At 58.5% G+C, this 26,413-nt stretch carries 24 protein-coding genes and 1 tRNA gene; 9 read left to right on the top strand and 16 right to left on the bottom strand.

What is annotated here, in order from left to right; all coding sequences use genetic code 11:
- Positions 1–45: 45 nt before the first annotated feature.
- Complete coding sequence (locus tag ACA056_RS06900; RefSeq protein WP_282482660.1) at positions 46–1,656, bottom strand: ATP-binding protein; 1,611 nt, start codon at positions 1,654–1,656, stop codon at positions 46–48.
- Complete coding sequence (locus tag ACA056_RS06895; RefSeq protein ID WP_046046510.1) at positions 1,653–2,366, bottom strand: response regulator; 714 nt, start codon at positions 2,364–2,366, stop codon at positions 1,653–1,655. The genes ACA056_RS06900 and ACA056_RS06895 overlap by 4 nt, the downstream gene beginning before the upstream one ends.
- A 738-nt stretch (positions 2,367–3,104) precedes the next feature.
- Here ACA056_RS06895 and ACA056_RS06890 point away from each other — a divergent pair.
- Positions 3,105–5,999 (top strand): ribonucleoside-diphosphate reductase subunit alpha, encoded by a 2,895-nt coding sequence (locus ACA056_RS06890; protein ID WP_033055241.1) that lies wholly within the window; start codon positions 3,105–3,107, stop codon positions 5,997–5,999.
- Positions 6,000–6,173: 174 nt separating this feature from the next.
- On the opposite strand, the gene flgE is transcribed toward ACA056_RS06890, so the two are convergent.
- The 6 genes from flgE to ACA056_RS06860 form a co-directional block, all read right to left on the bottom strand.
- The gene (gene flgE, locus ACA056_RS06885; protein ID WP_497271442.1) at positions 6,174–7,499 is read right to left on the bottom strand and encodes a flagellar hook protein FlgE; all 1,326 of its coding nucleotides are present in this window, start codon (positions 7,497–7,499) and stop codon (positions 6,174–6,176) included.
- A gap of 31 nt (positions 7,500–7,530) precedes the next feature.
- Entirely contained in the window at positions 7,531–8,253 is a 723-nt protein-coding gene (gene flgD, locus ACA056_RS06880; protein ID WP_497271440.1) for a flagellar hook assembly protein FlgD, read from the bottom strand.
- A gap of 15 nt (positions 8,254–8,268) precedes the next feature.
- Entirely contained in the window at positions 8,269–8,712 is a 444-nt protein-coding gene (gene flgC, locus ACA056_RS06875; RefSeq protein ID WP_074879168.1) for a flagellar basal body rod protein FlgC, read from the bottom strand.
- Between the two features lie 3 nt (positions 8,713–8,715).
- Positions 8,716–9,123 (bottom strand): flagellar basal body rod protein FlgB, encoded by a 408-nt coding sequence (gene flgB, locus ACA056_RS06870; RefSeq protein WP_497271438.1) that lies wholly within the window; start codon positions 9,121–9,123, stop codon positions 8,716–8,718.
- 413 nt (positions 9,124–9,536) lie between these two features.
- On the bottom strand, positions 9,537–10,364 hold the full coding sequence (gene cheR, locus ACA056_RS06865; RefSeq protein ID WP_008147958.1) for a protein-glutamate O-methyltransferase CheR: 828 nt from the start codon (positions 10,362–10,364) through the stop codon (positions 9,537–9,539).
- Positions 10,365–10,410: 46 nt separating this feature from the next.
- The gene (locus ACA056_RS06860; protein WP_461975957.1) at positions 10,411–11,343 is read right to left on the bottom strand and encodes a chemotaxis protein CheV; all 933 of its coding nucleotides are present in this window, start codon (positions 11,341–11,343) and stop codon (positions 10,411–10,413) included.
- Between the two features lie 82 nt (positions 11,344–11,425).
- Between ACA056_RS06860 and flgA the strand changes: the two genes are divergently transcribed.
- From flgA to ACA056_RS06840, 4 genes are all read left to right on the top strand, one after another.
- The gene (gene flgA, locus ACA056_RS06855) at positions 11,426–12,187 is read left to right on the top strand and encodes a flagellar basal body P-ring formation chaperone FlgA (protein ID WP_415773644.1); all 762 of its coding nucleotides are present in this window, start codon (positions 11,426–11,428) and stop codon (positions 12,185–12,187) included.
- A 150-nt stretch (positions 12,188–12,337) separates the two neighbouring features.
- A complete protein-coding gene (flgM, locus tag ACA056_RS06850) occupies positions 12,338–12,664 on the top strand; it encodes a flagellar biosynthesis anti-sigma factor FlgM (RefSeq protein WP_008147951.1) in 327 nt (108 codons plus the stop codon).
- A 48-nt stretch (positions 12,665–12,712) separates the two neighbouring features.
- The gene (locus tag ACA056_RS06845; RefSeq protein WP_497271434.1) at positions 12,713–13,180 is read left to right on the top strand and encodes a flagella synthesis protein FlgN; all 468 of its coding nucleotides are present in this window, start codon (positions 12,713–12,715) and stop codon (positions 13,178–13,180) included.
- A 91-nt stretch (positions 13,181–13,271) separates the two neighbouring features.
- Complete coding sequence (locus ACA056_RS06840; protein ID WP_497271432.1) at positions 13,272–14,018, top strand: flagellar brake protein; 747 nt, start codon at positions 13,272–13,274, stop codon at positions 14,016–14,018.
- Between the two features lie 71 nt (positions 14,019–14,089).
- Here the strand turns inward: ACA056_RS06840 and ACA056_RS06835 are convergent, their stop codons facing one another.
- The 4 genes from ACA056_RS06835 to ACA056_RS06820 all read right to left on the bottom strand — a co-directional run bounded on the left by ACA056_RS06835 (position 14,090) and on the right by ACA056_RS06820 (position 19,267).
- Positions 14,090–15,460 carry an MFS transporter gene (locus tag ACA056_RS06835; protein WP_497271430.1) on the bottom strand — a complete coding sequence of 457 codons (1,371 nt, stop codon included), beginning with the start codon at positions 15,458–15,460 and terminating at the stop codon, positions 14,090–14,092.
- A gap of 69 nt (positions 15,461–15,529) precedes the next feature.
- Complete coding sequence (locus ACA056_RS06830) at positions 15,530–16,771, bottom strand: glutamine synthetase family protein (RefSeq protein ID WP_497273499.1); 1,242 nt, start codon at positions 16,769–16,771, stop codon at positions 15,530–15,532.
- 202 nt (positions 16,772–16,973) lie between these two features.
- A complete protein-coding gene (locus ACA056_RS06825; RefSeq protein WP_497271428.1) occupies positions 16,974–17,666 on the bottom strand; it encodes a sensor histidine kinase in 693 nt (230 codons plus the stop codon).
- Positions 17,663–19,267 (bottom strand): response regulator, encoded by a 1,605-nt coding sequence (locus tag ACA056_RS06820; protein ID WP_497271426.1) that lies wholly within the window; start codon positions 19,265–19,267, stop codon positions 17,663–17,665. Before ACA056_RS06820 ends, ACA056_RS06825 begins: the two co-directional genes overlap by 4 nt.
- A gap of 201 nt (positions 19,268–19,468) precedes the next feature.
- On the opposite strand from ACA056_RS06820, the gene ACA056_RS06815 reads away from it, so the two are divergent.
- Entirely contained in the window at positions 19,469–23,605 is a 4,137-nt protein-coding gene (locus tag ACA056_RS06815) for a CheR family methyltransferase (protein ID WP_497271424.1), read from the top strand.
- Between the two features lie 7 nt (positions 23,606–23,612).
- Here ACA056_RS06815 and ACA056_RS06810 read toward each other — a convergent pair whose 3' ends face one another.
- Positions 23,613–24,152 carry a hypothetical protein gene (locus ACA056_RS06810; RefSeq protein ID WP_497271422.1) on the bottom strand — a complete coding sequence of 180 codons (540 nt, stop codon included), beginning with the start codon at positions 24,150–24,152 and terminating at the stop codon, positions 23,613–23,615.
- Between the two features lie 192 nt (positions 24,153–24,344).
- Positions 24,345–24,421: transfer RNA gene (locus ACA056_RS06805), tRNA-Arg, on the bottom strand.
- Positions 24,422–24,713: 292 nt separating this feature from the next.
- On the opposite strand from ACA056_RS06805, the gene ACA056_RS06800 reads away from it, so the two are divergent.
- Both ACA056_RS06800 and ACA056_RS06795 read left to right on the top strand, forming a co-directional pair.
- The gene (locus ACA056_RS06800; protein WP_201182784.1) at positions 24,714–24,947 is read left to right on the top strand and encodes a hypothetical protein; all 234 of its coding nucleotides are present in this window, start codon (positions 24,714–24,716) and stop codon (positions 24,945–24,947) included.
- 22 nt (positions 24,948–24,969) lie between these two features.
- Entirely contained in the window at positions 24,970–25,149 is a 180-nt protein-coding gene (locus tag ACA056_RS06795; protein ID WP_497271420.1) for a PA3371 family protein, read from the top strand.
- Here the strand turns inward: ACA056_RS06795 and phnN are convergent.
- Together phnN and ACA056_RS06785 are read right to left on the bottom strand one after the other, a co-directional pair.
- Positions 25,124–25,696, bottom strand: coding sequence for a phosphonate metabolism protein/1,5-bisphosphokinase (PRPP-forming) PhnN (gene phnN, locus ACA056_RS06790; protein ID WP_497271418.1), 573 nt, complete (start codon positions 25,694–25,696; stop codon positions 25,124–25,126). The two genes, ACA056_RS06795 and phnN, sit on opposite strands and share 26 nt — an antisense overlap.
- A 119-nt stretch (positions 25,697–25,815) precedes the next feature.
- Complete coding sequence (locus ACA056_RS06785; RefSeq protein WP_497271416.1) at positions 25,816–25,971, bottom strand: hypothetical protein; 156 nt, start codon at positions 25,969–25,971, stop codon at positions 25,816–25,818.
- A gap of 110 nt (positions 25,972–26,081) precedes the next feature.
- Between ACA056_RS06785 and ACA056_RS06780 the strand changes: the two genes are divergently transcribed.
- Positions 26,082–26,408, top strand: a complete 327-nt coding sequence (locus tag ACA056_RS06780) for an Arc family DNA-binding protein (protein ID WP_003178899.1) — start codon at positions 26,082–26,084, stop codon at positions 26,406–26,408.
- The last annotated feature ends 5 nt before the right edge of the window (positions 26,409–26,413 follow it).

Here is a 26,413-nt window from a genome sequence, read left to right as displayed (position 1 = left end):
GGAGCGAGCTTGCTCGCGATGGCGGCAGATCATTCAACACAGATCTCACCGCTTCTCTTGATTCCTCGGCCAACTCAAACTAAAACACGCCCCGCCCAGGCTTTTGCTCTTGCTGATCAACGCCCGGCCATCATGCCAATGGATGATTCGCCGCACGATGGACAACCCCAGCCCATGCCCACCGGAGGCGCGGGTGCGACTGTCATCGAGGCGCAGGAATGGCGTGAAAATCTTCTCCCAAGCCGTTTCCGGCACGCCCGGCCCGTCATCCTCAACATCCACTCGACAGCGCTGCTGCCCGACCTGATAGCTGACGGTCACCCGTGATTGAGCGTGGCGCATGGCGTTGCTCACCAGGTTCTGCAACGCCCGATGCAGGTAGCGCGGCTCGGCCTCGACCCAAGCGTCGTCGTTGTCAGCGGCGGACAAACACAAACCGCGCTGCACCGTGACCTCGGCGCGTAACGGCGCCAGTTCTTCGATCACCTGATTGACCAACGCATCCAGATCGATCCGCTGAAAATTCAGCGCCGGTGAACCCTGTTCCAGTCGTGCGTAGGTGAGCATCTCGTCCACCAGGCGATCGAGATCCTCGATGTCGTGGTCCATGCCTTCACAGTATTTTTCCAACGCCTGCGGCGTGGTGGCCGAGCCGATCATTTCCAGACCAAATCGCAACCGCGCCACGGGTGTGCGCAGCTCATGAGACACGGCGCGCACCAGCTCACGCTGGATCGCCAGCAACTGCTGCAAGTGCTCGGCCATGCCGTTGAACGCCGAGGCCAGCCGTCCCACCGAGTCCGCGCCGCGTGCCGGCACGCGGGTTTCCAGGCTGCCCTTGGCGATGCGCGTGGCGGCCGCTTCCAGGCCACGCAAACGGCGCTCAAGTTGCCGTACCAACAAATAGACGATCAAGCCGATCAGACTCAAACCCAGCGCGGCGATCAGCACCAGCCACTCCGGCGGATAAGGATTCATCTGATACAAAGGGCCGATTTCCAGCACCCACGGCGTACCGACCATGCCGGCAAACACCCGGATCGAATCGCCGCCCTTGCCCAGCGCCATCACCGTGTCACCCTCAGACACCCGGCGACTCTGATCCTCGTCCATGTCCGCCTGCTCGACCTTCACCAGCCGCAAGTCGAAACCAAACCCTTTATCGCGCTTCAACTGCGCCAGCCGCTCGGGTTGCTCGGCCACCGGGTAGCGCACCAGTTCATCGGCCAGCAGGTAAATAGTCGCCCGGGCCAGTTGTTCGCTGATCTGCTGAACTTCGCCGGTCAGCACCAGCTGTTCCTTGTCGCTGACCAACCGGTAAACCTTCGCCGCATGCGGACCGGTCTGTTCCACCAGCGCCTGACCGCGCAGCACGCGGGTGCGCTGGGTGAGGTCGAGGTCGGTTTGGGCAAAGGTCTTCAGTGCCAGAGGAATCCCCAACAACCGCTCCCACACCAGCAAGGCACGGTGGCGCTCGGTTTCATTCATCGGGTTCAGATTGTCGGCCATCAGCGAGAACGTGCCGTGGGCGAGGCGTTCGCGGTATTGCTCACCGCGCACCTGGTTGAGCAGGTGCAAGGCCAGCACGCCGAGTACCGCGACCAGAATCAGCGCCGCGCACATGCCGCCATAGATGCGCAGGAAGATCGAGTTCACAGCGTGCAGGCTTCCGGAACGAACAGATAACCTTTGCTGCGGATGGTCTTGATCAGCCGCGGATGCTCCGGGTCATCGCCGATTTTCGGGCGAATGCGCGAGATGCGCACGTCGATGGAACGGTCCTGGCCGTCATAGCCGATGCCGCGCAGTGCGGTGAAAATCTCTTCCCGGGACAGGATGCGTCCGGCGTTGGCGACCAACAGCCAGAGCAAGTCGAACTCGGCACTGGTCAACTCGATGCCGTTGTCGTTCAGCCAGGCTTCGCGCAATGCGTTGTCGACCACCAAGGGACCGAACTGCAGACGCCGTTGTTTTTCCGGCGCCACTTCTGGGGTTTCACTGCGTCGCAACAGGGCCTGGATGCGCGCCAGCAGCAGACGTGGGCGAACGGGTTTGCACACGTAGTCGTCGGCGCCCAGGTCCAGGCCAAGAATCTGATCGGTGTCGTCGGTGCGGGCGGTGAGCATCAGGATCGGGCCGTCATACTTGTCGCGGACCTTGCGGCAGATGCTCAGTCCGTCTTCGCCCGGCAACATGAGGTCGAGGATCACCAGGTCCGGTTTCTCCTTGATGATTCGGGCTGCGGCCAAGGCGCCATTGCCCTCGATCGAAACGCGCAGACCATTGGCTTCCAGGTAGTCACGGGTCAGTTCGGCCAGACGCTGGTCGTCCTCCACAATCAATACCTGCCAGGCTTCTTGCTCCACGGTGACCTCTGCTTGCCAACAACACTTAATAAGGAAGGATCCGCCCGTCTTTTTGTAATGATAGGGGAGGATAAGAATGCATCTGCATTGGCCGATTGTATAAACGCCGCTCGCCAAGAACACAAGCCGGTAAATGCGTTCGGACAACCCGGATTTTTGTGATAGGGTTCGCGCCCTTAAAAATCCAAATGACTGTTTTCAATCGCTGAAAATCAGTGAAAAACGGTCCGCTCCAGCTAGGTCGCGGCCTACACGCCGGTTCCACGTTTCACACACAATTTACGCACAGGTTTATCCACAGGTAGTACGTTGCAACACCCCCCAAAACGCATTATCTTGTACCCCGGCGCCAAAAAAACCCTACATGTAGGGTTTTAAGCCAAAAACCAAACACAAACCGGATACCGATTTCAAGCGCTTTTATTGCCTCCTTCCGGTTGAACCAAACGTATTTTCGAAAGACCAAACCGCGCGTGCGGATGGCTACTGTTTTTGAGCCGAAAACGGCGTTAACGGTACGGGTGTTGCAGTCAATTCTGTCACCCAAAAGGATCCCGGTTTCAGGTTCAAGGCCTGGGACCAAAGACTTCGGCATGGAAGCGGCGCCCCAATTGCCCCTTCCTGATCTGTCCCGAAGTTGGTATGCCCGGCCCCTCGCCGGTTGTAGTGCTTCAGGACGGAACGGTGGGCACCGTGATGGTGCCCAAACAAACATAGAGAATGTGGAGACAACCCCCCATGCAAACCGACACAACTCGCGAGAACCCGCAGGGCACCTTGCCGCAGGCCGCTGATTCGACTTCGGATCTGTCTGCCACCGCGCCTGGCCAGCTGCGCGTGATCAAGCGTAACGGCACTGTCGTTCCTTACACCGATGACAAGATTACCGTCGCCATCACCAAAGCGTTTCTCGCAGTTGAGGGCGGCACCGCTGCCGCTTCGTCGCGAATCCACGACACCGTTGCCCGTCTGACCGAACAAGTCACCGCGACCTTCAAGCGTCGCATGCCATCGGGCGGCACCATCCACATCGAAGAAATCCAGGACCAGGTCGAACTGGCCCTGATGCGTGCCGGCGAGCAGAAAGTGGCCCGCGACTACGTGATCTACCGTGACGGTCGTTCGAAAGAACGCGCCGCCCACGCACCGGCCGAAGAAGCAGTCAACGCTCACCCGTCGATCCGCATCACCCGCGCCGATGGCACCTTTGCTCCTCTGGACATGGGCCGCCTGAACACCATCGTTACCGAAGCGTGCGAAGGCCTTGCAGAAGTCGACGGCGACCTGATCCAGCGCGAAACCCTGAAAAACCTGTACGACGGCGTGGCCCTGACCGACGTCAACACCGCGTTGGTGATGACCGCCCGTACGCTGGTCGAGCGTGAGCCGAACTACTCGTTCGTGACCGCCCGCCTGCTGATGGACACCCTGCGTGCCGAAGGCTTGAGCTTCCTGGAAGTCGCCGAAAGCGCGACCCACCACGAAATGGTCGACCTGTACGCCAAGGCCCTGCCTTCGTACATCGCCAAGGGTATCGAATTCGAATTGCTGAACCCGGTCCTGGCCACCTTCGACCTGGAAAAACTCGGCAAGGCAATCAACCACGAGCGCGATCAGCAGTTCACGTACCTGGGCCTGCAAACCCTGTACGACCGTTACTTCATCCACAAGGATGGTATCCGCTTCGAACTGCCGCAAATCTTCTTCATGCGCGTGGCCATGGGTCTGGCGATCGAAGAGAAGAACAAAGAAGACCGTGCGATCGAGTTCTACAACCTGTTGTCGTCCTTCGACTACATGTCCTCGACCCCGACCCTGTTCAACGCCGGTACTCTGCGTCCACAGCTGTCGAGCTGCTACCTGACCACCGTGCCGGATGACCTGTCGGGCATCTACCACGCGATCCACGACAACGCCATGTTGTCTAAATTCGCTGGCGGCCTGGGCAACGACTGGACCCCGGTTCGTGCACTCGGTTCGTACATCAAGGGCACCAACGGCAAATCCCAGGGCGTTGTTCCGTTCCTGAAAGTCGTGAACGACACCGCCGTCGCCGTTAACCAGGGTGGCAAGCGCAAAGGCGCTGTCTGTGCCTACCTGGAAACCTGGCACATGGACATCGAAGAGTTCATCGAACTCCGTAAGAACACCGGTGATGATCGTCGTCGTACCCACGACATGAACACGGCCAACTGGATTCCTGACCTGTTCATGAAGCGCGTCTTCGATGACGGCAAGTGGACCCTGTTCTCGCCGTCCGAAGTGCCGGACCTGCACGACCTGACCGGCAAGGCCTTCGAAGAGCGTTACGAGTACTACGAAGCCCTGTCCGAGTACCCGGGCAAGATCAAGCTGTTCAAGACCATCCAGGCCAAAGACCTGTGGCGCAAAATGCTGTCCATGCTGTTTGAAACCGGCCACCCATGGCTGACCTTCAAAGACCCGTGCAACCTGCGCAGCCCGCAGCAGCACGTCGGCGTGGTTCACAGCTCGAACCTGTGCACCGAGATCACCTTGAACACCAACAAGGACGAGATCGCCGTTTGCAACCTGGGCTCGATCAACCTGCCGAACCACATCACCAACGGCAAGCTCGATACCGCCAAGCTGGAACGCACCGTGAACACCGCCGTTCGCATGCTCGATAACGTTATCGACATCAACTACTACTCGGTGCCACAAGCGAAGAACTCCAACTTCAAGCATCGTCCGGTCGGTCTGGGCATCATGGGCTTCCAGGACGCGCTGTACCTGCAGCACATTCCTTACGGTTCCGACGCGGCCGTCGAGTTCGCCGACAAGTCTATGGAAGCGGTCAGCTACTACGCGATCCAGGCTTCCTGCGACCTGGCCGACGAGCGCGGCGCCTACGAGACGTTCCAGGGTTCGCTGTGGTCCAAAGGCATCCTGCCGCTGGATTCGCAACAGATCCTGATCGAGCAACGTGGCCAGAAGTACATCGACGTTGACCTGAACGAATCCCTGGACTGGGCACCGGTTCGTGCCCGCGTTCAGAAAGGCATTCGTAACTCCAACATCATGGCCATCGCACCGACCGCGACCATCGCCAACATCACTGGCGTCTCGCAGTCGATCGAACCGACCTACCAGAACCTCTACGTGAAATCGAACCTGTCGGGCGAATTCACCGTGATCAACCCGTACCTGGTTCGCGACCTGAAAGCTCGCGGTCTGTGGGACTCGGTCATGATCAACGACCTGAAGTACTACGACGGTTCGGTGCAACAGATCGAGCGCATCCCGCAAGAACTCAAAGAGCTCTATGCAACCGCCTTCGAAGTGGACACCAAGTGGATCGTTGACGCGGCAAGCCGTCGTCAGAAGTGGATCGATCAGGCTCAGTCGCTGAACCTGTACATCGCTGGCGCATCGGGCAAGAAGCTGGACGTGACTTACCGCATGGCCTGGTACCGTGGCCTGAAAACCACTTACTACCTCCGTGCCCTGGCCGCGACCAGCACCGAGAAGTCGACCATCAACACCGGCAAGCTGAACGCTGTTTCCAGCGGCGGCAACCACGGTGAAGATTCGGTCCTGGCAGCGCCTGCCGGCCCTGCTCCAGTGCCGAAGGCTTGCGCCATCGACGAGCCGGATTGCGAAGCTTGCCAATGATGCCGATAAGCTGAGCCGGTAGGCGCCGCAAGGCGCTTACCTGGATAACCCCCGATCGGTCCTCTGGATTGTCGGGGGTTTTCTTTTGCCTGCTTTTCAAGATCAAAAGATCGCAGCCATAAAAAAGCCCCTCTTGCGAGGGGCTCTTTGTGCAGCGCTTTCAGCCAACCCGCATCAGGTCATCTGAATGATGGTCTGCATGATGGTGCTTTGAGTGGAAATGGTCTTGGCGTTCGCCTGGTAGTTGCTCTGCGCCTTGATCAGGTCGACCAGTTCATTGGTCAGGTTGACGTTGGACTCTTCCAGGGAGTTGGAGTTGATCTCACCCAGAGTACCGGTGTTCGGCGCATCGTAGCCCGGGATACCCGACGCATAGGTTTCTTTCCAACTGGTGCCGCCTATCGGTTGCAAACCTTGTTCGTTGGTGAAGCTGGCGAGCGAGATCTGGCCGATGGGCTTGGTCTGGCTGTTACTGAAGTTGGCGAGCATCACACCGCTGGTGTCGATGGTCAGGTTGGTGATCTGGCCGGTGGCGTAGCCGTTCTGCGAAGGAATCGAACGCGCGGTGTCAGCGTTGTACTGCGTGGTTTTGTCCATGGAGACCGTAACGACGCCGGAGGCAGCGCCGTTGGCTGTCCACGTGCCATTGGTCACGGTACCCGGAATCCAGCCGGTGACCTTCAGGTCAGGGCTGGTTACCACGGATGGCGGAACGGTCGCAGGAACAACCGGTGTGGTGACCGAAGTCAGCTTGCCGGCGCTGTCGAAGTTCATGGTCGAAGCGACTGGAAGGGAAGCGGCAAGAGTAGGATCGCTGCCATCCGGGTTGCGACCCTCGATCAGGGTGTAGGTCTTCCAGGTGTTGTCAGCAGTCTTGACCATGTATTGGTCCATGATGTGCTTGTTACCCTGGGTATCGTAAATCGGGGTACTGAACTGCTTGGTGAAGGACGCTTCCTTGGACGGGTCAAACGGATTGGTAGTCTGGTTGATGATGGGGGCTGTGGAGTTCAGGTTGATCGTCGACGAAACCGTGGAGGTGTTTTTTGGCGCCAGGTTCGACGTATCGATGCGCAGGTCAGTCAAAACGCCATTGAGGATCTTGCCATTGGCATCCACGCCATAACCCTGCAGACGCGCAGAGCCATCGCTATTGGTGACGTAACCGTCCTTGTCGACCTTGAACGTACCGGCACGGGTGTAGGACATCGAACCGTTCTCGCTCAGCACGAAGAAGCCGGAACCGTTGATGCCCATGTCCAGCACGTTGCCGGTGTTGTTGACGTCGCCCTGGGTGAACTGCTGGGAAACGTTGGCCAGGCGCACGCCGTTACCGATGGTTTTGCTGCCGGAACCCAGCTTGGTGGCCGAGTAAACGTCTTCGAATTCCGCACGGGACGATTTGAAACCGGTGGTCGCGACGTTGGCGATGTTGTTGCCAGTCACGTCCAGTTGTTTGTTGGCTGCATAGAGACCGCTAAGGCCGATATTGAAAGACATATTCCACTCCTTTGTGCCGTGTTAGTCGGCTCTACATACCAATAGTTTGTACTTTGGACAGGGCGATGCTGCCCAGCCCGGCCAGGTTCAGCATCAACTCACCGCCGGTCTGGCTGATGGTCACGCTGTTGACGGTGGCCGGCAGGTACGTCACCAGCGAGGTCGCCTTACCGTCGTAGGTCGCCGTAGCGTTGAAGGTATAGGGACCCGCCTTGGCCACTTCGCCTGCGTCGTTTTTGCCGTCCCAGATGAAAGTGGAAGTACCGGCGACCTGGCTGCCCAGGTCGATAGTGCGGACAACCTTGCCATCGGCATCGGTGATCTTGACCTTGACCGGGTCCACCGACGACGGTACGGCAATGGTGCCGGTGAAACTCTTGGAGGTATCGACCACCGCTTTGTCGGCCGGTGCAATAACCGAACGCCCGACCAGCGACGACGCCTGCAACGCCTGGGACGAGCTGTAATTGCTCGCCAGGCCACTGACGGTATCGTTGAGCGTAGTGATGCCTTCCAGGCTACTGAACTGGGCCAACTGGGCGACGAACTCGCCGTTGTCCTGCGGTTCCAGCGGGTTCTGGTTTTTCAGTTGCGTTACCAGCAACTGCAGGAACGCGTCCTTGCCCAGTGCCTTGTTGCCGGTGGCGCTGTTCGTCGCCGACGCCAGGCCGTCGGCACTGGTGTTGGTCTTGATCGAGGAGTTGGCCAGGATGTCCTTGAGGCTCAAACCACTGGTGGTATCAGTAACACTCATCTGAGTCGCCCCTTATCACTGACCTAGGGTCAGGACCTTTTGCATCATGGTTTTGGCGGTGTTCATCATTTCGGCGTTGGTCTGGAACGAACGGCTCGCGGAAATCATGTCAGCCATTTCTTCCACCACGTTGACGTTCGGGTAGTAGACGTAGCCCTTGGCGTCGGCCGCCGGATGGTTCGGCTCGTAGCGCGCGTCAAGGTTGCTCTGGTCTTCGACCACGCCCAGCACTTGCACGCCTTGACCGGCGGCGTCCTGGTTCTGGAACAGCGAGTCGCTCCCGCCGCTCTGGCCGCCCTGGAACATGGTGGCGAATACCGGGTGCCGTGCACGGTAGGTCTGGTCGATGCTCGACGAGACGGTCTCGGCGTTGGCGATGTTACTGGCGACGGTGTTCAAGCGAGTGGTCTGGGCACTCATGCCGCTACCGGCAATGTTGAAAACACTGGCTAGGGACATGACTTACTCTCCACGAAGGGCTGATACCAGCCCTTTGAATTTGCTGTTGAGCAGGGTGAAGCTGGCCTGGAAGTTGACCGCGTTTTCCGCGTAGTTCGACTGTTCCAGCTGGGCGTCCACGGTGTTCTGGTCGATCGACGGTTGCATCGGCGTGCGATACAGCAGCGACTCGTCACCATTGCCCAGGCCTTCGGCTTCGATATGACGGCTGTTGGTCTTGTTCAAGGCGAAAGTGCCGCCCTTGGTCTTCTCGTTCTGCTCGGCGAGCACTTTCGAGAAGTCCAGATCCCGAGCCTTGTAGTTCGGGGTGTCGGCGTTGGCGATGTTGTTGGCCAGGACTTCGGCACGCTGAGCGCGGAAGCCCAGGGCTTGTTCGTGGATACCGAGCGCTTTATCGAAGCTGATGCTCATGTCGGAAACCTTCGGGTGACCTGATTTTTCGTAACATGGACATAGCAAGCGCCGTGCCAATTGAAAAAAGCCCGTAAACCGGGGCTTTGCGGGCAGTGGCAACGTGGCAATGCCAGAAAAGCGGCAACCGATTTCCGCCGCCTGCCGCTTTTCTGCCGCTTATCACGGTCGAAAGAACACCACTTCCCCCTGTGGGAGCGGACTGTGGCGAGGGGGCTTGCCCCCGTTTGAGTGCGTAGCACTCACAGGATTTTTGCTACATCAGAGATTTTAGGTCTGCTTCGCAGCCCAACGGGGGCAAGCCCCCTCGCCACAGTTCGCTCCCACAGGGGGATGACGGTGGACTTGGGAAATCAGTGGGCAAAAAAAACGGGAGCCCCTGAGGACTCCCGTTTTTTGATGACGCCAACGAATCACTTCGCCTGGTAAATGATCCCCGGGCTGCACTGGACCATCTGGTAATGATCCGGCAAACCGTTCAGCGCCTCGGAAGCACCGAGGAACAGATAACCGCCTGGCTTCAACGTGCTGTGAATGCGCAACAGGATGTCCTTCTTAACCTCGGCGGAGAAGTAGATCAGCACGTTGCGGCAGAACACGATGTCGAACTTGCCGAGGCTCGCGTAGCTGTCCAGCAGGTTGAACGAGCGAAACTCCACCCGGCTCTTGATCGGCGCCTTGATTGCCCAGCGCCCCGGCCCTTTCGGGTCGAAGTAACGCTGCAGACGCTCGGGCGAAAGACCACGACCGATGGCCAGGCTGTCGTACTCGCCGGTCTTGCAGTTGGTTAGCATGGTGCCGGACAGGTCGGTGGCAACGATCTGCACGCCCATCTTCAACTGGCCCATGTTCACGCGCTCGAACTCATCGATCGACATCGACAGCGAATACGGTTCCTGACCCGACGAACACGCCGCCGACCAGATCCGCAGACGCTGGCCAGGGGCGGCCTTGATCGCGGCGGGCAGCACCTTGTTCTTCAAAACTTCAAACGGATAGGTGTCACGAAACCACAGGGTTTCGTTGGTGGTCATGGCATCCACCACCATCTCGCGCAAACCGCTGCGCGGCTGGGTCTGGATGCGCTGGACCAGCTCACCCAGGGACTTGATGCCTTGCTGTTCCATCAGTTTGTTGAGACGGCTCGAGACCAGGTACTGCTTGTTTTCACCGAGCAAAATGCCACAGGCTTTTTCCAGGAAGACCCGGAACTGTTCGAAATCCAAATTACCCGTAGACAAAGATGCCGCCTCTTAAATCGTGTTAACCGTTAGGGGCAGAAGGCCCCTAGCTGATATCTGCTGCTTTGATCCGGTCGACTACCCGGGATGCCAGGTCATCAGGACGGAATTTGGCAAGGAAGTCATCGGCACCGACCTTCTTGACCATCGCCTGATTGAATACACCCGACAACGAAGTATGCAGGATGATGTGAAGCTTTTGCATGCGAGGGTCGTTGCGGATCTCGGCCGTGAGGGTGTACCCGTCCATCTCCGGCATCTCGATGTCGGAAATCATCATCAGGAACTCTTCTTCCGGCTTCTTGCCCTCGTCGACCAGTTTGCGCAGGTAATCCAGCGCTTGCCGACCGTCGTTCAACGCCACCACTTCGACACCGACCGTCTGCAGGCAACGACTCACCTGCTTGCGCGCCACCGACGAGTCATCGACCGTCAGTACTCGCAAAGAGAGCGCCTTGTGCTGGGTTTCGACATCCACCACGCCGACGGAAATCGCTTCCGGTGTCGGCGCCACTTCTGCCAGCACTTTCTCGACGTCGATGATTTCGACTAACTGATTGTCGACCCGAGTCACAGCCGTCAGGTAATGATCGCGTCCCGTGCCCTTGGGTGGCGGATGAATCTCCTCCCAATTCATGTTGACGATGCGTTCCACCGACCGCACCAGGAAACCCTGGGTCTTGGTGTTGTACTCCGTGATGATCACGAAGGGATTGCTTTGATCTTTCAACGCACCGGAGCCGGTCGCCATGGCCAGATCAAGAATCGGAATGGTCGCCCCCCGAATATTTGCCACACCGCACACGACAGGACTGGATTTTGGCATCAGCGTCAGTTTGGGGCATTGCAGCACCTCCCGAACCTTGAACACGTTGATCCCATACAGCTGCTGGCCGTCGAGACGGAACAACAACAGCTCAAGGCGATTCTGCCCTACCAGTTGCGTGCGCTGGTTTACCGCATCCATTACACCAGCCATGCACAGACTCCTACACCAACGCTTAAGTGTGTTGCGACGCGCATTCATCACTAAACGGCACGGCGCTTGCTTTTTAACTCTTATGAACACAGAACCGACATTTTTCCGACGCCTGACATCAAACGCCCGCAAATTGCTTTGCGCGGTGTCGGCCGTCTGCCTGTTCAACGCTGGCAGCCCTGCCCTTGCTGACGCGGTTACCTTGCCTGACATGCTTATCGGCGTCACTCAGGGCTTTCTTGAATTCACCGTAGAAGACTATCTGGCCACCAGTCAAACGGAAGGCCGCTACGAGATCGAGGTCAAGCAGCTTGATCCGCGGCTGCGCATGCCCATGTGCGACAAGGAATTGACAGCGTCCCTGGAGAGCCCGGCCACGCCGCTGGGCCGGGTTACGGTCAAGGTCCGCTGCGAGGGCGCGTCGCCCTGGACGGTCTTCGTACCCGCTCAAGTGCGCCTGTTTCGCGACATTGTAACCACCACCCGCCCGCTGCGACGCGCCGGTATCGTCGAGCCCCAGGATGTGACCCTGCGCGAGCGTGACATCAGCCTGATCAGCCAGGGTTACCTGACTTCCGTCGACCAGGCGATCGGGCAGAAACTTACCCGACCAATGGTCGCCGACCAGGTCATGACCCTGGTGCACATGGAACAGGCAGAAGTCATCAGCAAGGGCGACCAGGTGGTGATTACCGCCCGTAGTGGAACGCTCAGCGTGCGCATGCCGGGTGAAGCGCTGTCCAACGGCGGCTTGCGCGAACAGATTCGGGTGAAAAACCTCAACTCCCAGCGGGTCATCAAGGCACAAGTCATCGCGCCCGGCCAGGTGGAAGTGGCCATGTAGAACACTGGCGCGCCACTCGACTGTTCCCTAGACTGTGCCCTATGCAGGGCAAGCGCTGACGCGCGCAAGCTCATTGATAATTGGGCCTAAAGTTTTTCCGGGTATGGCCGAAAACATGGCAAGCGTCCAAATACCCAGAGGTTTTTTGTCATGGTCATCGATTTCAGCCGTTTAAACAGTTCCTCGTCACTTACCGGTAGTACACGTACCAGCACCGCGAAGGAAACCGCCGAAGCCGGCAAACCCGCACCGCTGAATACCCCGGCCGAACAGGCCAGTACCGTTAAAAGCGGGGAATCGGTACATCTCAGCAATGAGGCTCAACAGTTGCAGAAGGTCACTGACAAGCTGCGCGATCAGCCTGCCGTCGACAACGCCCGCGTGGCCGAGTTGAAAGCAGCGATTGCCGATGGCAGCTACAAAGTCGACAGCAACCGTGTAGCCAGCAAACTGCTCAACTTCGAAGCCCAGCGCTAGGCCAAGGCCTGCGCCAGGCTTTTGGACGCTTAAAACCCAAGGCCAGCCATGCACGACACTAATTTACTGCAACTGATCACCGACGATTTCGCTCCAGCACAGCACTTGCTGGAGTTACTGCAAACCGAGTCCCTCGCCTTGCACGGTCGCGACATGCCACTGCTCGAAGAGATTCTGGCGCAGAAACAGGCATTGATCATTTTGCTCGATCAGCATGGCCGCAAGCGCAGTGAAATCCTCGACAGCCTCAACCTGCCGACCAATCGCGACGGCCTGGAGCAACTTGCCAGCCATTCGAGCATTGGCGCTCAGCTGTTGGAGCAGAGCGATGTATTGACCGATCTTCTGGCTCAGTGCCAGGCGGCCAACGTCAAGAATGGCCAGTCGATCCTGGTACAACAGGCCGCGACGGCCAATCAGCTGAAAATCCTCAACGGCGGTGAGCCGCCAGCGCTCTACGATGCGCGCGGATCAACCTCCATGCTTGCGAAGCCACGCCCGCTCAGTCAGGCTTGAGCCTGCTGAAAAGCGCGCACTATCAAGACGCGCAACATGCTGGCAATATGCTGGCCAGTCGTAGTCATATTTGTCTGGAGATTGATGAACCGTGTTCAATGCCTTAAGCGCGGAAGATGCTCCGCAGCCACCCAAGGTGCTCACCACGCCCCTTGAGATCTCCGGCAACCTGCGTCAGCTGCAAGACAGCCACGATCCGCTGATCATCACGTTCCATGAGCGCAGCCAGCGCTTCCAGAGTTATCTGGTGGACCTTGACCGTGAAAGCAACATGATGGCCCTGGATGAAATGATTCCCCGCGACGGTGAACGCTTCCTGCTGGCTGGCGAACCATTCAAGGTCGAAGGCTTTCATGACGGCGTGCGTATTGCCTGGGAAAGCAACGGCCCGTTGACCATCGACGAATCCGGTGGCGGTCGCTGCTACCGTGGCGCCCTGCCCGCCGAGGTGGTTTACCACCAGCGTCGTAATGCATTCCGCGCAGCGTTGAAGCTGGCACAACTGGTCAACGTCGATCTGGGTGGTGAAAAGCTCAAGTCGCCGATCAGCGGCAAGCTATTGGACATCTCCGCCACCGGCTGCAAGTTGCGCTTCGAAGGCGACATCACGGACAGCCTGCAACTGGGCCAGGTCTATGACCGCTTCGTCGCCGCCCTGCCCTTTGGCAACATGACGGCACCCGTCGAGCTGCGTTACCTGCACTTCGAAGAAAGGATCTCCATCACCTTCGCCGGCGTACGCTTTCACAACATGAGCGGGCTGGTGCAGCGGCAGGTCGAGCGGTTCGTCTATCAGCTTCAGCGCGAAGCGCGGCGCTTCGACAAAGACGACATGTAATAAGACACTTCAATAGAAAACGGGCAGTCCCTTGCGGTGACTGCCCGTTTTTTTATGCGTTGTTTTTATGCTTAAGGCCTGGCCTCGGTAAAACTTTGCTCGCGAGGTGCATCAGGGTCTTCGGGCGGCGGATCGGTTTCGGGCTCTGATTCAGGTTCCGGGTCCGGCTCTGGGTTGATCGGGTTCTGCATCTGGTCTTGCACCACCTGCTCATCGACCCGCGGATCAAGGCAAGCGACCAACGGCGAACTCGACATACTGTCCGGCATGGCGACGTGATGCAGCGGCGCATCGTCGACCTGATGCAGGTTGGTCACCGCTTTCGGGCGAATCCGCCACACCAGCACCAACGCGAAGAAACTGAAGAAGGCATAGAGCATGTGGCTGCCGAACAGCTTCATCAGCACCCCGGCCACCAGCGGTCCGATACTGGCGCCGACACCGTAGGTCACCAACAGCATCGCTGTCAGGGACACCCGACGATCACCCTCGACGTGGTCGTTGGAGAATGCCACCGCCAGCGGATACAGGCAGAACATCACCAGCGAACAGCAGAACCCGGTGATAAACAAAATCTCCAGCGGTACCTGTTGCATGATTGCCAGCGGCAACGCGGTAAGCGCCAGGACCAGGGCAAAACAGCGGATCAACAGCGCCCGGTCATAACGGTCGGACAGCCAGCCCAACGGCCATTGCACCAGCAACCCCGCAAAAATGCAGCTACCCATGAACAGGCCGACTTGCTCCGTGGACAACCCCTGCTGTGAGGCATACAGCGGTGCCAGACCGTAGAACGAACCGATGATCAGCCCTGCCCCCAGCACCGTGCTCAACGACTGCGGCACGCGCTTGATGAAGAACCGCGGCTCCATCGGTGCCGGGTGCAACGGCGCCGGGTGAATCCGCCGAGTCAGGGCCACCGGCACCAGGCACAGCGCGAAGCACAAGGCGACCAGCATCAACAGCTCAAGACCCAGACTCGGGTGCATGACCAGAATCAACTGACCCAGCACCAGCCCCAGGTACGAGGCGATCATGTAGCCGCTGAACACCGTTCCGCGCTGCGAGGCTTCGGCCTGCTCATTGAGCCAGCTTTCGATGACCATGTATTGGCACATCATGCCGAGGCCGACGATGACCCGCAGGAAGATCCAGGCCGGCAACCAGTCCACCAGGCCATGGCCCAGCACCGCCGCACCGACAATCCCGGCGCAGGCCGAATAGGCGCGAATATGCCCGACCCGGGCAATCAGCCGGTGGCCGATCTTGCCACCCAGCACCAGGCCGCAATAGTTGGCCGCCATCAACGCACCGACCCACAGGCTGTCGACGTGGTCGGCCGCCAGGCGCAAGGCCAGGTAAGTACTCAACAGGCCAGAGCCGATCAACATCATCAGCGAGGCAAAATAAAGCGCTCGAAAGGGTTTCCAGATTTGGCGCATCGGCGTTCCGAGCGGCTCCTTGCAGTGAGAATCGGGCTACCCGAAAGATAGCCCGAAGACGATGGATCGTCAGGCCTGGGCCGCTAAAACACGCCGCTCCCAGGGAGTAATTTCATCAAAGAAGCTGGTCAACTCCATGGTCTTCGAGGCGATGTAGCCTTCGATGAACTCCTTGCCAAACAGTTCCTTCGCCAATTGGCTACGTTTCAGACGCTCAAGAGCCGCATGCAAGGTACACGGCAACGAAAGATTGTCCGGCACTTTGAATTCACCCTGGATCGGTTCGCTCGGCTCCAGCTTGTGTTCAATGCCATACAACCCTGCGGCAAGGCTGGCGGCGATCGCCAGGTAAGGATTTGCATCAGCCCCCGGCAAGCGGTTCTCGACCCGACGAGCGGCGGGCGAACTGGCCGGAATACGCAATCCGGCCGCACGGTTGTCGTGGGACCAGCAGGCATTATTCGGTGATGCGAAGGGATGGCACAAGCGCTGATACGAGTTCACGTTCGGTGCGAATAACGCAGTGAAGTCCGCCATGCCGGCCTGCTGACCCGCGATGAAATGACGGAAGGTCGCGGTCGGCTCACCAGACTTGTCGCTGAACACGTTACGCCCGCTGCCGATCTCGATGATGCTCTGGTGAATATGCATCGAACTGCCCGGCGTGTGCGCCAGCGGCTTGGCCATGCAAACCACAGTCAGGCCATGCTTGAGCGCGACTTCTTTAAGCAGATGTTTGAACAGGAGTGTCTGGTCGGCCAGCAGCAGTGGGTCGCCGTGCAGCAAGTTGATCTCGAACTGGCTGACGCCCATCTCGTGCATGAAGGTATCGCGCGGCAAGCCCAGGGCCGCCATGCATTCGTAGACTTCATTGAAGAACGGCCGCAAACCATTATTGGAACTGATACTGAACGCCGAATGACCGTCCTCGCGACGACCGTCCAGGCCCAGCGGTGGCTGGAACGGCTGAGTCGGATCGGTGTTGGGCGCAAACACAAAAAATTCCAGCTCGGTCGCCACCACCGGCGCCAGGCCGAGGGCCGCGTAACGCGCGATCACGGCTTTGAGCTGGCCGCGGGTCGACAGAGACGAGCTTTCGCCAGTCAGCTCGTCCGCATCGCAAATGGCCAAGGCTCGCGGCTGCTGGCTCCACGGCAAGCGATGGACCTGTGCAGGGTCGGGCACCAGCGCCAGGTCGCCATCATCGCTGCCGTAAAAGCGCGCTGGCGGATATCCGCCCATGATGCATTGCAACAGCACTCCCCGCGCCATCTGCAAACGCCGCCCCTCGAGAAAGCCTTCGGCGGTCATTACCTTGCCACGGGGTACGCCATTCAAATCCGGCGTGACACATTCAATCTCATCAATGCCCGTCAATCGCTGTGCGAGTGAGCGATGGCCATCGGTTGTCATGACGCAATCCTTTGTTGTTGTGCGAGCCGCGAACGGCGACCCGTACAAAATAGGCTCCGCCTGTTCGGAATATCAAGCAGCGGCCAACAAAAAGAACCGGTCAGGGGAGGTAAAGGCTGAACACGCCGCCGCCCAGCGGGCCGCCATTGCTGATTTCGGTGCGTCCGCCCACGTCATTGCGTTGATGGAGTGCGGCAATCCGCCCGGCAAAATACAGGCCCAGGCCAGTGCTTCCGCTGCTGTGGTTGATGCCCTGCACATAATCGGCCTGACGCTCGATCATCTCGGGTGGATAACCCTCGCCATCGTCGTTGACGGTCAGCACCAGTTGCCCCGCTTCATCGCTGACGCTGATCAACACCGCGTGGCGGGCGTAACGAATGGCGTTGTTGATGCTGTTGCCCAGCACCGAAGCAATCAGCTCCCGGTCGAAGAAACCCAGCGGGCTCAACGGGTCCACTTCATAGGTCGCCATGATGCCGCGACTGGCGAACACGTCCTGGTGGCAGGCCAATTGCGCTTCGATGAAGTCATCCAGTTCATGGTAGGCCGGTTGCAGCGGCATCTGGTTGACCCCGAGTTTGTACAGCCCCAGCAACTGCACGAGCATGCCATTAAGGTGAGCGAACTCGAATTCGATCACGCCCTGCTCCGGGGTGTGGTGTTGCGGATCCGGCAAGCGCGCCAACCATTGGCTGTGGGCCTGCATCAGCATCGCCAGGGAGTTCTTCATGTCGTGCACGGTGGAGGCAATCACCGTGGAAAAATCGAGTGCCTGTTCGCTGTTGTTCATTCGCCAAACGCCTTGCTTCGCAACTTCTGATAACGGGGAAAACGCGCATCGGTGTCGGGCATCAGGCCGACCATTTTCAGGCACGTCCGACATTCCTCCAGCTCCGCCGAAGGGACACTGGTGTCGGTGCCGTGCAGCAGCGACTGCGCCATGTTCAGCGCGATACTGATGTTCTTGGGTTGCAGCGCCAGGGCTTTGCGAAACACCTGCCGCGCCTCCACCAGGTTGCCGGTCTTGTACACCCGCACGCCCTGACGGTTGAGGTCGGCAGCGGCGTTGCCGGAGTTGAGAATGGTCGGATCGTCGGTCAACTTGGCGATGCCCTTCATCACAGTCGGGTCGTCGCCGTAGATTTCCGCGCAGTTTTTCAACATCGAGGCACCGGCGCTGGCCTGGCCGAGCATCTGCAGTTGCTTGGCCACCAGCAGCGCCGCTTCGGCGCTCATGAACTGTTCCATGCCATCGAGGCGCATCATCGCCTGCTCGGTGAGCTTCTCGGCGGTTTCGGCATCGTTGAGCAGCAGACTGGTGGCTTTCATCAATCGCGCACGAATCTGCAGACCCGGGTCGGAAGGGTTTTCCTTGGCCACCGCACTCAGCGTCGTGTTGATTTCCAGTCGAGTCCGGGTATCCAGACCTTTTTCGCTGCCTTTACTGATCAAGGCATGGGCCAGGCCAAGGTTGCTCTCCGCATCCTTGAAACGTGACTGCGCACCCTGCGCCACGGCCTGGCGATAGGCTTTGGAGGCGGTTTCAAAATCTTCGTTGGCCATCGCCAACTTGCCCAACAGCGCTTGCCGGCGCACCGCCAGCGGCGACAAGCGGATCGCCTCTTCCAGCACACGCTGGGCCGCCTTGGTGTCGCCTTCGGCGACCAGCACATCGGCCATGCCGTCGTAGAGCGCCGGCATCATCGGGAACACTTTCAGGGCTTTTTCGTAGACGCCTTTGGCCTGAGCGACCTGGCCACGCTTGAACAGCAGCTTACCCAACCCGGCAAACGCCCACGGCAAAGGTCGATCAGCAATGATGCTGTCGTAGAGACGCTCCAGCGCCTCGTTCTGATTCAGGTCGCGCAAGGCATCGGCGCGGTAGCGCAGGCACAACGGCGAGTAGCGGATGTCTTGTTTGCACAAGGCGATGCAGGCATTGAGCACTTCAACCGGTTTGCCCCGGTCAAGGGCCTGCAGAATCGGCTTGAGCAAGGTCTTGCGTTGCTCCAGCCGCTCCAGGCGTTGAGCCAGGCCGGAACGGTTGAACGGTTTGGTCAGGTACGCATCGGGTTCGTGTTCCAGCGCACTGAGCACCATTGCCTGACTGGTCTCGGCGGTAACCATGACGAACACGGCCTCATGGCTGATCAGCTTCTCGATCATCAGGTCTTCAAGCACCTGCTGACCGTTCTTCTTGCCATCGCCCAGGTGAAAGTCCTGCAGGATGAAATCGTAGGCCTTCTGCGAACACATACGCAGCGCCTGTTCACCGGTGTCGGCGGTGTCGACATCCTTGACGCCGAGTTCGCGCAGCATGGACCGGACGGAACTGCGGAAATCCGAGAAATCATCGACGATCAAAAAGCGCTTTTGGTGATACGACAGCATCGAAGATTTCCAGGCAATTTAAGAAGAAGACCATGACTGTTCGGGTTATCGGCCAGAAGAGGCGTTCCCTTAAGTAGTCATGCCCCTCAGTACGCGCTAAATATTTGAAGGTGTTATTGAAAAACGGGATTATTCTGATTTGTTACAGCGCACCTCACCCCACTTGAATTCGAGGCGTTTCCCCTTGCCAAAGGCAACGGTATGACCACCACTCCCAACCACTCGGCCCCTGCTCCTGAGCGAAAGGCCCTGAGCCCCAGCACCCTGGACTTTCCGGTGGTGGGCATCGGTGCTTCGGCGGGCGGGCTGCAAGCGATCAAACTGTTCTTTGAAAACATGCCTCAAGACAATGGCATGGCGTTCGTGATCATTCTCCATCTGTCGCCCGATCACCAGAGCATCGCTGACAAGATCATCCAGGAATCGACCAAGATGCCGGTTCTGCAGGTGACCGAAACGGTGGCCATCGAGAAAAACCGGGTGTACGTCATTTCACCGGCGCAACGGCTGGCAATGAACGATGGCTTTCTGGAGGTCAGCGCCACAGATCCGCGCGAAGGTCGCCACGCGTCCATCGATCTGTTCTTCCGTGACCTGGCCGATGTGCACCGCGAGCGCGCCTTCTGCCTGGTGCTGTCGGGCACCGGCTCGGACGGCGCGGTTGGCTTGTCACGAATCAAGGAACAAGGTGGCATCACGATGGCCCAGGCACCGGAAGATGCCGAATTCGATGGCATGCCTTGCGCCGCCATCGAAACCCACATGGTTGACCTGGTGCTGCCCGTGGTGGAAATGCCGCAAAAGCTTCTGGAGCTTTGGCGCAACTCCAGGGAAATCTGTTTGCCCACCGCCAACGATCCGGAACTGCAAACCATTGCAGCGGTGTCCGAACGTGACGCGGCACTGGCCGAACAAGTGCTGCGCGACGTCCTGATTCAGTTGCGCACCGGTACCGGCCATGACTTCAAACACTACAAACGCGCCACCGTGTTGCGCCGGATCGAACGCCGGATGCAGGTCACCGGCCAGCCGGACCTGAGTGCCTATTACCAGTATCTGCAAGCCAACCCCGAAGAAACCAAGGCACTGCTGGGCGACATGCTGATCGGCGTGACCAATTTCTTCCGTGACAGGGAGGCTTTCGAAGCCCTCGAACGGGATGTTGTGCCACAACTGGTCAGCGCTGTCGTGTCCGCTCAACCCGAGAAAGAAGAAATCCGCGTCTGGTCCGCGGGTTGCTCCACGGGCGAGGAAGCCTACAGCCTGGCCATGCTGCTCAACGATCAACTGCAACTGGACGCCAGCGCGGCGTCGATGCAGCTGTTCGCCACCGACATCGACGAACGCGCCATCAGCGTCGGCCGGGCCGGCCTGTATCCGCAAGCGATCATCACCGATGTGCCACCGTCGCGGCTACGCCACTACTTCATCAAGGAAGACGATCACTATCGGATCCGCAAGGAAATCCGCGAAAAGGTCTTGTTCGCCAAACACAGCCTATTGTCCGACCCGCCCTTCTCGCAGATCGACCTGATTGTTTGCCGCAACCTGCTGATCTATCTGGATCGCGAAGTGCAACGCGAAATCCTTCAGATGTTCCACTTCGCCCTGCGTCCCGGCGGCTTCCTGTTTCTCGGTTCCTCCGAGAGCGCGGATGCGTGCCACGAGTTGTTCGCCCCGGTGGATAAGCGCAACCGAATCTTCCGCGCCAAAACCGGCACGGCCAATAGTCGGCGCACACCGACCATGCCGCTCGGGGGTTGTGTGCGGACCAACATTTCCCAACAGGTCCCGCAGAGCAGCGTGCCGCGCAAACTGTCATTCGGCGATATCCATCAACGCGCCCTCGAACAGTCCGCACCACCGAGCGTGATCGTCGATGCGAACGCCGACATCCTGCACATGAGCGAGAGTGCCGGGCGTTTCCTGCGTCACGTTGGCGGTGAATTGTCGCGTAACCTGCTGATGCTGATTCTTCCGGAACTGCGCCTGGAAATCCGCACCACGCTGTTCCAGGTCCAGCAGAGCGGCCTGCCGGTCAAGTCCCGCGAAGTACCGATCAAGCGTGATGAGCGCAGTTACCTGATCGATCTGGTCGTGCATCCCTACAAGGATGAAGAATCGGACGGCGAATACGTCCTGGTGATTTTCGAGGAAGTCGAGGTCGACCCTTCAGAACGGGCGGCCACCACCCTGCTACAGACCGAAAGCCAGGTGCTGTCCAACCTTGAGCGCGAACTGCAACGCACCAAGCTGCACTTGCAGGACACCATCGAACAATCGGAAGTCTCCAGCGAAGAGCTCAAGGCTTCCAACGAAGAAATGCAGGCGATCAACGAAGAACTGCGCTCGGCCACCGAAGAACTGGAGACCAGCAAGGAAGAGCTGCAGTCGATCAACGAAGAGCTGTTGACGGTCAACTACGAGCTGAAAACCAAAGTCGAAGAAACCGACAAGATCAACGACTACCTGACCAACCTGATTGCCTCCACCGACATCGCCACGGTGTTTGTCGATCGCAGCATGCGCATCAAATGGTTCACCCCGCGCGCCACTGACATCTTCAGCATGTTGCCGGTGGATACCGGGCGCTCCTTGCTCGACATTACCCATCGCCTGCATTACGAGGATCTGGTGGGAGACGCGGCGCAAGTGTTCGAATCGCTGAACATGATCGAGCGCGAAGTCAGCAGCACCGACAACCGCTGGTACATCGCCCGCCTGCTGCCCTATCGCTCCAGCGAAGATCACATCGACGGCACCGTGCTGACGTTCATCGACATCACCAAACGTCGTGCCGCTGAAGAAGAGCTGCGACTGGGCGAAGAACGCATGCGCCTGGTCGCCGAAAGCACTCGCGACTACGCCATCATCACCCTCGATGAGCTGGGCGTGATCACCACCTGGAACAAAGGCGCCGAATTGATCTTCGGCTACAGCAAGGCCGAGGCCGAGTGCGCTTATTACGACTTCATTTTCTCGGCTGAAGATCGCGCATCCGGCGTGCCTGAAAACGAACTGCTGGCGGTGCGCACCCATGGCCGCAGCGAAGACGAGCGCTGGCATCTGCGCAAGGACGGTAGCCGCTTCTTTTGCAGTGGTGAGGTGACCTTGCTCAGCGGCGACAATCTCAAAGGCTACGTCAAAATCGCTCGCGACCTGACCGGCCATAAACGCCTGCATGAAGAACAGAGCCTACAACTGGCGGAAACGCGCAACACCAATTACCTCAAGGATGAATTCTTCGCGGTCATGTCCCACGAACTCAAGCATCCGTTGAACCTGATTCAGCTCAATGCAGAACTGCTGCGGCGTTTGCCGGTGACCAAGTCGGTGGCGCCGGCCGCCAAGGCCGTCAACACCATCTGCGACGCCGTCAACAGCCAGGCACGAATCATCGATGATCTGCTGGATGTCGCCCGGGTGCGTACCGGCAAACTCAAACTGAAACCCATCGCCGTGGATCTGGCCGGTGTGTTACGCGACATTCATGCCGTCGTGCTCAGCGACCGACATGACTCCACCGTCGAACTGCTCGTGCCTTCAGGCGCCTTGATGGTCCATGCAGACCCGACGCGCCTGGAGCAAATTATCTGGAACCTGGTGAATAACGCGCTGAAATTCACGCCCTCCAACGGCCACGTGCAATTGATCGCCAGCCAGGTTGGAAACATGGCGCGGCTGGACGTCAAAGACAACGGTGCCGGCATCGCACCCGAGAACCTCGATCACGTGTTCGACCTGTTCGGTCAGGCTGAAAAGCAGCACGTCAGCCACAACCGTGAAGGCCTGGGGATCGGTTTGTCCCTGGTCCGCCAGTTGGCCGAAGCCCAACGGGGAACGGTTGAGGTGAACTCTGCCGGGGAGGGAACAGGTTGTACCTTCACGGTTTACCTGCCCCTGGCCCACACCAAAGGTGAGCCGCACTCCCCGACTCAGGTCGAAGAATCCTCTGGCAGGCTGAGCGGTTTGACGATCCTTCTGGTCGACGACTCCGCCGATGTACTGGAAACCTTGAAAATGCTGCTGGAAATGGAAGACGCGCAAGTGATTGCCTTCGATCAACCGGTGGCGGCTTTGGACGCGGCAAAAAGCACCCGTTTCGACCTGATCATTTCTGACCTCGGCATGCCGGTCATGAACGGCCACGAGCTGATGAGCGCATTGCGTCAGTTGCCGCTGGTCAAGGATGTGCCGGCCATTGCACTGACCGGCTATGGCGCCCACAGCGACATTCAAAAATCACGGCAATCGGGCTTTGACCAGCACATTGGAAAACCGGTGTCCTACGATGAGCTGATCGACACCATTGAGAATCTGCGACGCTCCCAGACCTGAGACAGGGTCAGCGCAGATAGGCGCGTTGTACGCAGGCTCGTCGATCGATGGCCTGCCTGAGCCGCTCCTTGTGATCAGTCCAGACCCTGGGGTCGACTTTAGTTGAGCGCATCAGCGCCAGCATGGCTGCCTTGGCGGCCAGGTACTCCGACCAGGCATCGTCGGACTTGAGTTTCAAAGACTCGCGCTCGGTCATTTCCATCCGCCGCAGGGCCAGTTCCGACTCATCGGTAATCACCGGACTCAAGGTCAACTGCACCCGGTGCGGTGCGACGAACTCCAGGGTGTCCGCGACAATCTCCCTCGCCCGCTGAGCGCCCCACTTCAAGGCCTCGCAGTAATGCTCACCGGCGTGCCGGTCATGAACCTCCTCGCCAACAGCCCAGCCATTGGTGCCGTAGACGCCTATAAACACCTGGGTACCCCCCTCATGACTGACCCGTGCCTGCACCTCGATATGCAGGCCATTGTTGAGTACCTCTTCATGCGTATGGATGGGTAACTGCGTGTTGGTCCATAACCAGAATTTTGTGCCTCTACGCCGCATCGACGTCGCTCCATGAGTTGTGTCTGGAGTAAGGCACAGCAATGACAGACTTTCCATGTAGATCGTCGGGTGATGGCGCGTAAAAAAGCCCCGCCGGAGAACTGCCCGGCGGGGCTTTTTTTGCCACTTGGTGCTACCTGCTGACGAGGAGAACATGCCCTGTCAGAAGGTGACCGGAGAGGTACGAATTAATGGTGTCCCAGGGCAGGTTCGAACTGCCAACCTTCCCCTTAGGAGGGGGATGCTCTATCCAATTGAGCTACTGAGACACAAATCGACCACGAAGAAACGCAGTGCGATGGACGGCGTGCATGTTAACGGGCAGGCCCGCTTTTGTCATGTCGTCCGTTGGGCTTTTTAAGTGTAGGCAGACGCCTCGCAGGAGCGTGGCTTTGTTTACCGTGCAAATTGCATCGCCGCAAAAAGACATCATTGCAAAATGCAAGGCAGGCACTTCGGTAAAATATCTTAATTCATTGTTTTTAAAGGATTTAATTACCGTTAGACTCTTGGCATGCGGGCTGCTTTAGCTGTTCTCGAAGAACATCGGAGGCAAGCCTCATGTACAGCACCCTTTTACTCTCGAACGCGATCGCTCTGGCGATTTTGTTGGGCTTTCAATTTGTCCCCGAGAACGGTGTAGAACCGGTTGCTCAAAGCATGCCTCATTACCTTCAGGTGCAAAGAGCACCTCAACTGGCGGTTATGAGCGACCAGCGCAGCTTTGTCAGCCAAGAGGTGAGCCAGGAAGGCATTCTGCTGCCGGCTCAGTCTTCAGAACGTTTGGTATTTTGAATCACCCCATCAGGAGCACCGCATGTCCAGATCAGCCGCAGGGTTTTTCATCCTCACCTTACTGAGCGGCATTCTACATCTGTCAGTAGTCCAGGATACGGTCCTCACCCTGCCTTTGATCGCCAGCGGAGTGTTCGGTGCGCTGTTTGTGCTGGCGCTGATTGCCGGGCGCAAGATCAAGTTCGATCCGGTACTGCGTTAATCCTCAACAGGTCCAGCAGATGGGCAACTGTGGTGGTCAGTTCACCTGAATTGTCGAGTCGATGGATCTGCGTGTCACCGATTGAACCCTCCGCCGTGAACAACCCATTACGATGCAGCCTTGCTTCAATCTCCGCAAAACTCTCGCGACCACGGCGCAGCAGGCGCTCTCGCAGGACCTCATCCTTGACCGTCAAAAGAACCGGCAACAGCGTTGGATACCGGTGCAGCGCCTGAGCCAAATGGCCGCGAGAACCGTTGACCAAGACATGCCGACCGTCATTGAGCCATTGATCTATTTCGATCGGAATACCGTAATCCAGGCCATTGGCGGTCCAGCACAGCGCGAAATCGCCCTCGACCCTGTGCTGCTCAAACTCTTCCCGAGAAACGCCAATCGCATCCTCACCCACTGATTCGGCCGACCGCGTGATGACCCGACGCACCACTTCACAATTAAGCGTCTGCAACGGCTCTCGGGCGGCTTCGATGAGGCTGTCCTTGCCGGACCCAGAAGGCCCCATCAAGTAAATCAGCCTGCCATCCATCTTGAAATCACCTCGCACTGCACGCTTCCCCTAGTAAATCGGCCAATTGCCACTATCCTGTACTAGTAAGGAACACTGATCGAATCTGCACAGCATGCGCCTTCAGGCGTCCCAGGACATCACCTGCCGGGCAAGAGGATGCGGTCAGTAATACGGACCAGCGCAAACTTTTCAAACCAGTCCGCATTTCTGATAATTGGTGCTGGCATAACGCCTTTATCCAGTTCAATATTTGTCACAGAATTGACGCCAATGAACTGGCTACTTTGAGGCATGATGCGAGCCTCTATCAATTCAGGTTGAACATTTGGCCAGACCGCTTGTCCTATCAGACATCCTGCGGCCAATCCCGAGAACCGCTCCCCTGAACTAACCGGTTAAATATATGCGCCCATTGAAACAGGCAATTTATTCCAGCCGTACGGCTGACAAGTTCGTCGTACGTCTGCCAGACGGAATGCGTGAACGCATTGCCGAGGTGGCTCGCAATCATCATCGCAGCATGAACTCCGAAATCATCGCGCGCCTTGAGCAAAGCCTTATTCAGGAAGGCGCGTTGGGCGAAGAATTGAGCATGCGCCTGGACAGCCCGGAGCTGTCATTGCACGAACGTGAACTGCTGCAACGCTTCCGCCAACTCTCCCACCGTCAGCAGAACGCTCTTGTTTCGCTGATTGCGCATGATGCCGAAATGGCCGCAGACGCTTCCTGATTTCA

The organism is Pseudomonas sp. LBUM1666 (assembly GCF_059695775.1).
The sequence above is the reverse complement of the archived record's forward strand: the minus strand, read 5'-3'. Positions and strand labels throughout refer to the sequence as shown.

Excerpts from the sequence above, each read along its gene's own strand:
- ACA056_RS06890 (WP_033055241.1), top strand. The coding sequence starts at position 3,105 with ATGCAAACCGACACAACTCGCGAGAACCCGCAGGGCACCTTGCCGCAG.
- flgE (WP_497271442.1), bottom strand. The coding sequence starts at position 7,499 with ATGTCTTTCAATATCGGCCTTAGCGGTCTCTATGCAGCCAACAAACAA.
- flgD (WP_497271440.1), bottom strand. The coding sequence starts at position 8,253 with ATGAGTGTTACTGATACCACCAGTGGTTTGAGCCTCAAGGACATCCTG.
- flgC (WP_074879168.1), bottom strand. The coding sequence starts at position 8,712 with ATGTCCCTAGCCAGTGTTTTCAACATTGCCGGTAGCGGCATGAGTGCC.
- flgB (WP_497271438.1), bottom strand. The coding sequence starts at position 9,123 with ATGAGCATCAGCTTCGATAAAGCGCTCGGTATCCACGAACAAGCCCTG.
- ACA056_RS06860 (WP_461975957.1), bottom strand. The coding sequence starts at position 11,343 with ATGGCTGGTGTAATGGATGCGGTAAACCAGCGCACGCAACTGGTAGGG.
- flgA (WP_415773644.1), top strand. The coding sequence starts at position 11,426 with ATGAACACAGAACCGACATTTTTCCGACGCCTGACATCAAACGCCCGC.
- flgM (WP_008147951.1), top strand. The coding sequence starts at position 12,338 with ATGGTCATCGATTTCAGCCGTTTAAACAGTTCCTCGTCACTTACCGGT.
- ACA056_RS06845 (WP_497271434.1), top strand. The coding sequence starts at position 12,713 with ATGCACGACACTAATTTACTGCAACTGATCACCGACGATTTCGCTCCA.
- ACA056_RS06835 (WP_497271430.1), bottom strand. The coding sequence starts at position 15,460 with ATGCGCCAAATCTGGAAACCCTTTCGAGCGCTTTATTTTGCCTCGCTG.
- ACA056_RS06830 (WP_497273499.1), bottom strand. The coding sequence starts at position 16,771 with ATGACCGCCGAAGGCTTTCTCGAGGGGCGGCGTTTGCAGATGGCGCGG.
- ACA056_RS06825 (WP_497271428.1), bottom strand. The coding sequence starts at position 17,666 with ATGAACAACAGCGAACAGGCACTCGATTTTTCCACGGTGATTGCCTCC.
- ACA056_RS06820 (WP_497271426.1), bottom strand. The coding sequence starts at position 19,267 with ATGCTGTCGTATCACCAAAAGCGCTTTTTGATCGTCGATGATTTCTCG.
- ACA056_RS06815 (WP_497271424.1), top strand. The coding sequence starts at position 19,469 with ATGACCACCACTCCCAACCACTCGGCCCCTGCTCCTGAGCGAAAGGCC.
- ACA056_RS06810 (WP_497271422.1), bottom strand. The coding sequence starts at position 24,152 with ATGCGGCGTAGAGGCACAAAATTCTGGTTATGGACCAACACGCAGTTA.
- ACA056_RS06800 (WP_201182784.1), top strand. The coding sequence starts at position 24,714 with ATGTACAGCACCCTTTTACTCTCGAACGCGATCGCTCTGGCGATTTTG.
- ACA056_RS06795 (WP_497271420.1), top strand. The coding sequence starts at position 24,970 with ATGTCCAGATCAGCCGCAGGGTTTTTCATCCTCACCTTACTGAGCGGC.
- phnN (WP_497271418.1), bottom strand. The coding sequence starts at position 25,696 with ATGGATGGCAGGCTGATTTACTTGATGGGGCCTTCTGGGTCCGGCAAG.
- ACA056_RS06785 (WP_497271416.1), bottom strand. The coding sequence starts at position 25,971 with ATGCCTCAAAGTAGCCAGTTCATTGGCGTCAATTCTGTGACAAATATT.
- ACA056_RS06780 (WP_003178899.1), top strand. The coding sequence starts at position 26,082 with ATGCGCCCATTGAAACAGGCAATTTATTCCAGCCGTACGGCTGACAAG.